Consider the following 5,300-nt stretch of genomic DNA (forward strand, 5'->3'; position numbering starts at 1 on the left):
CGGACGACCTGGAAAAGATCGAGGAGCAAATCCACGAGGCCGGTGGCAATGCAACCATTGCTCCGCTCGATCTGACCGATGGCGACAGTATCGGACGTCTGGCCACCGCGATATCCAGCCGCTGGGACGGGCTCGACATGCTGGTCCTCAACGCCGCCATGCTCGGCACGCTAGGACCGGTTCCGGCTATCGATGGCAAGGAATTCAACAATATTCTGACCCTCAATCTGATCGCGCAGCAAGCGTTGATAGCAGGGTTCGATCCGATGCTCCGCAAGAGTAGCGACGCAAGGCTGATCGCGATAACCAGCAGCGTCGGCCGCGACCCGCGCGCTTTTTGGGGCGCTTATGGCTCTTCAAAGGCCGCGCTTGAAACACTTGTGCTCAGTTACGGTGAAGAAATGCGCAATTTGGGAAAGATTCGCACTGCAATCGTCGACCCGGGCCGGACCCGCACCGAAATGCGCGCCAGCGCCTATCCGGGCGAAGATCCTGCAAGCGTGAAGCTACCGTCCGTCGTCGCGGACCGGCTGGTAGAAATATTGGCCAGCGATTTTGAAACCGGCGAACGGTTCGCAGTCAGCTAGACGCGGTCACTCGGCCGGAGCCGCTTCACTGTCGAGATAAGCCTGCACCGCGCTATAGAAGGCATCGCGCCCGATCTTCTTGTCATCCGGCGTCGCCCGCGGCCAATTGCCATTGCCGGCGATCACAAGCTTGCGTTTAGGATCGATGAAGATGCCCTGACCAAAGATACCCTGCGCGGCATAGCTGCCGTCGTCATAGGTCCACCATTGATAGCCATAACCGCGGCCATCGACGCCGATATCGGCCTGCTTCGTACCGGCTTTGGCATACCAGCCATCCGGTACGACCATATTGTCACCAATCTTCCCGCCGTTCATCGCAAACTGGCCGAAAAGCGCAAAATCGCGCGTGGTAGCCGAGATACAGCAACCACCGATCTCCTTGCCGCCATCATTCAATATCCAGACCGCATCCTTGGCCATGCCATAAGGCTGCCAGACTTTTTCAGAGAGATATTCGGAGAGGGATTTTCCCGTCGCCTTGGCCACCAGAACACCGATCAAATTGGTCTCGCCGGTATTATATTGCCAGCGCGTGCCGGGTTCGGCTTCGTTGACCAGCGTTTTCATATAGAGAATGACTGGATCGACGCCATCCTTTGACTTGGTCGTGTTGAACCGCGCTACGTCGCTGTCCTTGTCCTCATAATCCTCGTTCCATTTTACGCCTGAAGTCATCGTCAGCAATTGCTCTACGGTCACTCCGTCATAGCCGCTGCCCTTCAGCTCCGGGATGTAGTCGGTGAGTGGATCGTCGAGCGACTTGATAAACCCGTCCTTGATCGCAGCGCCGACCAGCGTCGAAACCAAAGACTTGGCGACCGAGAAGCTGGTCCAGCGGTCGTCCGGACCGAAATCCATCCGATATTCTTCAAGTCGGATCTTGCCATCCTGCAACACGACCAGTCCCGCCAGTCGCTGATCGGCCATATATTGGTCAATCGACATTCCGGTACCCGCTCCAGCGTCCGGCACCGGCAAGGTCGCGGGGAGCGGAACGCCCAATTTGAGAACACGAATAGTATCGCCCGCTTCGATCGTCCGCGTGGTGGACAACAGTTCCATCTGGCGGAATGCGTTGTCGCGTTGGTCCTGGGTCCAGAAAAGCACGTTTTCGTCAGTCGGCAAGCCGGCAGCATCGGCCGCGACTTTCTGGACTTTCTCGCAGGCTGTCAGGCTGATGCAAGCAATCCCCAGCATCGCCAGTTTCACAAAATCTCTCATCGTCCCGCTCTCCCATTTTCATCGACCCTTTATCCTTCAAACCTTCCTCATCGGTTCTTTATCAATGTCACTTGTGCCACATCAATCCCGCCGCCACGAAATCCGCCCTCGCAATAAGCGAGATAATAACGCCACAGCCGGACAAACTTTTCGTCGAATCCGGTCGGCAATGCGCCGCGGTCGACCGCCTCGTCAAACCGCTCGCCCCAGATTTTCAAGGTCTGCGCATAGTCGAGACCGAAATTTTTCTGATCGGTCCACTGCAGCCCACGCGCTTCTGCCAGAACCTGGAACCGGCTTTCCGACAACAACATGCCGCCAGGGAATATATAGGTCTGGATGAAATCTGCGCTGGCTGCATATTGCTCGAAAATATCATCCGCGATCGTGATATATTGCAACGCCGCACGGCCACCCGGCTTCAGATTGCGCGCTATGCAGTCGAGAAAATCGGGCCAATATTGCTGGCCGACCGCTTCCACCATTTCGACACTGGCGATGGCATCATATTGGCCTTCGACATCGCGGTAATCCTGAATGAGATATTGCGCCTCGGGATGATGTTCCCGTGCCCAGGCCGTTTGTTCGTCGGAAAGCGAAATCCCGGTTACTTCCAGACCATGATCGCGCGCCAGGCTGCCCGAAAGCGTGCCCCAGCCACAACCGATTTCCAATATACTGTCGCCAGGCTTCGCCGAAAGGCGCCGCGCAATTGCCTCGATCTTGTCAACTTGCGCAGCCTCTAAGTTATTGTTTTTATTAGTAAATATTGCGCTGGAATAGCTCATGCTCTGATCGAGCCAGAGCCGGTAAAAATCATTGCCGAGATCATAATGATATTGAATATTCTGACGTGCGCGTCGCTTGTCATTGTCTCGCTTCTTGTGCCGTCGCCGAACAACCCAGTTGAAAAAACCCGATGCGCGTCCGGTGTTTTTCAGGCCCTCGCGATTGCGGGTGAACAGGTCGAACACCGAAACCAGATCGGGACTGTCCCACTCGCCCAATTCCCATGCCCTGTACCAGCCGACAGACCCGCCGTTGATCAATCGCAACAACGCGTTCCAGCTGTGCAACGTGATCTCGACCATCGGTCCGTCGCCGCGGCCACCCAATATCCTGGTTGTACCGTCGGGCAGCTTGCCCTCGAACGTGCCGTGATCCATTCCGGCATCGATCCGGTCTAGAATATGATGAAAGCCGGGCGCGAAAAGGCGTGCGAAAAAGCCACCACCGGTGGCGAATCGTTTGCGTGCGTCCAGCAGATGCTGCCCGCGTTTCGGAGTTTCGACATTCATGCGGGTAAATATGGACCAGCGTTAACCACTTGGCAACGTAGAACTATCCCTTAGTTCATGATCCCGGTGCGGCGGCCGACCCGGCCAGAATGCCGCCATCGATATTCAATTCGGAACCGGTGATATAGCCTGCTTCATCGGACGCCAGAAGGACCGCAATCGCCGCCACTTCGCTCGCCCTGCCAAAACGCTGTAGCGGGGTGTCGCGTACCAGCGCCAGCTCCGACGCCGCCCTCGCCTCGCCTTCGGCCAGCATCGGCTCCCACATCGGCGTCATGATCGCGGCGGGATGGATTGAATTGCAGCGGATCTGCCAGCCCTGCTGCGCGCAATAGAGCGCGACCGACTTGGTGTGATTGCGGATGGCTGCCTTCGACGAGGCATAAGCTGCGGCTCCGGGAATACCGACCAGTCCGGATCGCGACGATATGTTGATAATCGACCCGACGCCCTTTTCCCGCATCGCCCGGATCGCATAGCGGCAGCCGAGAAAGCTTCCGTCGAGATTGACCCGGTGCACCGCGCGCCAGTCTTCGAGCGAGGCATGTTCCGGGTCATGCGGTCCAACGCCATTTTCGAATCCGGTCACACCCGCATTGTTGACGACGACGTCGACCGTCGGGTGCAAGGCGGAGAGTCGGTCCCAGTCCGCTTCCTCCTGCACATCCAGAAGCAGAGTCTCGCAATTCAATTCGTCACCAGCGGCTGCCAACGTCTCCGCATCGCAATCGGTCAGCAGCACAGTCGCCCCTTCGTCGACAAAAGCATTGGCAATCGCCTTCCCGATGCCGCGGGCGGCTCCGGTGACCACACAAAATTTTCCACTCATCCGGCCAGTCATTATTTCACCTCTTGATAAGCCGCGAGCGCCCGTTCGCGCCCTTCGCGATGTCCGATGATCTTAGCCGGATATTGCTCCGGCTTGCATCCTGATTCTTCCGGATCGTGGATATAGGGATCATCAATCTCTGCCAGCTCCGGAACCCATTGGCGGATATAGTCACCGGCATCGAATTTCTCCGACTGGCTGAGCGGCGCCATGATCCGGACGAACATATTGCTGTCGACCCCGGTGCCGGCGACCCATTGCCAGTTGACGCTGTTGGAGGCGTAGTCGGCGTCGACCAGCGTGTCCCAGAACCATTTCTCGCCCTCGCGCCAGTCGATCAGCAGATGTTTGACCAGAAAGCTCGCGGCAATCATCCGGACCCTGTTGTGCATCCAGCCAGTCGCCCATAATTCCCGCATCCCGGCATCGACAATCGGATAGCCGGTCTTCCCGTGGCACCATGCCTTGAAATCGCTTTTCACCTGCGCATCGTCCATGTTGCGCCACGGCAAGTCGCGCATTTTCTCGCGATAGCTCTCGCCGCCAAATTGCGGGAACTGATAAATGACATTTTGCGCATAGTCGCGCCAGACCAGCTCCTTGAGATAGGTCTCGACCTCGCTGCCCTGCCCGGCGAGCCGGTTCCAGATAGTCGCCGGGCTGATTTCACCAAAATGGAGATGAGGCGACAGGCGGGACACAAGCTGTTCGGAAGGCAGGTTGCGGCCTTCGTCATATTCTGCCGCCTTGTCGGCGAAGTCGTCGAGATTGGCCTCGGCTCCTGCCTGACCTGGCTGCCAATGGTCACCAAATGCTGCGGCCCAGTCCGGGTTCTTGGGCAGCAGGCCCCAATCATCCAGACCGTCGCTCCCAGGCCAGTTATCCGGCGCGGCAAGCGTGTCAGGCGCAGCCACGGCATCCGCTGGCGGCATATGCTCGCGCAGCGCCTTCCAGAACGGCGTGTATATCTTATAGGGCGTCCCGGACCCCGTGGTCACCGTCCCCGGCGGCAGCAGATAATTGCCGTCATGCAGGATCAGGCGCGCGTCATCGCCGAGCGCCTTTTCCAGCGCTTGCTCGGCATTGCGCCACCACGGTTCATAATGGTGCAGCGCATGGACCTCGTCCGCGCCGGTAGATTTGACAATTTCGGCCAAATGCTCTGAAGCCCGCCCCCGGCGCAGTATCAGCCGGGACCCCAGAGCCTGCAAACTTGCTTCCAAGTCTTGCAATGACCGGTGCAGCCACCAGCGCGAAGCTCCGCCCATGATGCGGTGTTTGGGCGTTTCGTCGTCGAGAATATAGACTGGAATGACGGGGCCGTTTGATGCGGCCGCAGCGGCGACGGCGGCTTGGTCAGCA

General features: G+C 58.2%; 5 protein-coding genes. 1 reads left to right on the top strand and 4 read right to left on the bottom strand.

Annotated elements, in window-relative coordinates; all coding sequences use genetic code 11:
- The coding region (locus WBM93_RS13100; RefSeq protein WP_424432307.1) for an SDR family NAD(P)-dependent oxidoreductase at positions 1–587 on the top strand (587 nt) is incomplete at its 5' end.
- Between the two features lie 6 nt (positions 588–593).
- Here WBM93_RS13100 and WBM93_RS13105 read toward each other — a convergent pair.
- From WBM93_RS13105 to WBM93_RS13120, 4 genes are all read right to left on the bottom strand, one after another.
- Positions 594–1,811, bottom strand: a complete 1,218-nt coding sequence (locus WBM93_RS13105) for a serine hydrolase domain-containing protein (RefSeq protein WP_424432308.1) — start codon at positions 1,809–1,811, stop codon at positions 594–596.
- A gap of 47 nt (positions 1,812–1,858) precedes the next feature.
- Positions 1,859–3,109 (bottom strand): class I SAM-dependent methyltransferase, encoded by a 1,251-nt coding sequence (locus WBM93_RS13110; protein ID WP_424432309.1) that lies wholly within the window; start codon positions 3,107–3,109, stop codon positions 1,859–1,861.
- Positions 3,110–3,164: 55 nt separating this feature from the next.
- On the bottom strand, positions 3,165–3,938 hold the full coding sequence (locus WBM93_RS13115) for an SDR family oxidoreductase (protein ID WP_424432310.1): 774 nt from the start codon (positions 3,936–3,938) through the stop codon (positions 3,165–3,167).
- Positions 3,939–3,949: 11 nt separating this feature from the next.
- On the bottom strand, positions 3,950–5,300 hold a 1,351-nt coding region (locus WBM93_RS13120), incomplete at its 5' end, for a cryptochrome/photolyase family protein (protein ID WP_424432311.1).

This window comes from Parasphingorhabdus sp., assembly GCF_049667325.1.
Lineage (GTDB): Bacteria > Pseudomonadota > Alphaproteobacteria > Sphingomonadales > Sphingomonadaceae > Parasphingorhabdus.

Excerpts from the sequence above, each read along its gene's own strand:
- WBM93_RS13105 (WP_424432308.1), bottom strand. The coding sequence starts at position 1,811 with ATGAGAGATTTTGTGAAACTGGCGATGCTGGGGATTGCTTGCATCAGC.
- WBM93_RS13115 (WP_424432310.1), bottom strand. The coding sequence starts at position 3,938 with ATGAGTGGAAAATTTTGTGTGGTCACCGGAGCCGCCCGCGGCATCGGG.
- WBM93_RS13110 (WP_424432309.1), bottom strand. The coding sequence starts at position 3,109 with ATGAATGTCGAAACTCCGAAACGCGGGCAGCATCTGCTGGACGCACGC.